This window comes from Fulvivirga kasyanovii (assembly GCF_009711405.1).
Taxonomy (GTDB): Bacteria; Bacteroidota; Bacteroidia; order Cytophagales; family Cyclobacteriaceae; genus Fulvivirga; species Fulvivirga kasyanovii.
The window spans coordinates 1-226 of record NZ_SMLW01000053.1 but is presented as its reverse complement, the minus strand read 5'-3'; the positions used below and the strand labels follow the sequence as shown (position 1 = coordinate 226).

Here is a 226-nt window from a genome sequence, read left to right as displayed (position 1 = left end):
GCTAATCGTACCTTGGAGGAATTGAAATTCTGTTTAGCGATTGTATATATAGTTAAGAAACTTCCTGCTAATCGTACCTTGGAGGAATTGAAATACTACAAGTATTACCATTTTCTCCGGGTATTTTATTCTGCTAATCGTACCTTGGAGGAATTGAAATATCATGGTAAGAAAAGGAGAAAAGGTCCAGGCGCTTCTGCTAATCGTACCTTGGAGGAATTGAAAT

Annotated in this window: 1 protein-coding gene; it reads left to right on the top strand. The window is 37.2% G+C overall.

The window, feature by feature from the left end:
* On the top strand, positions 1–226 hold a 226-nt coding region (locus tag E1163_RS30805; protein WP_221417851.1), incomplete at both ends, for a hypothetical protein.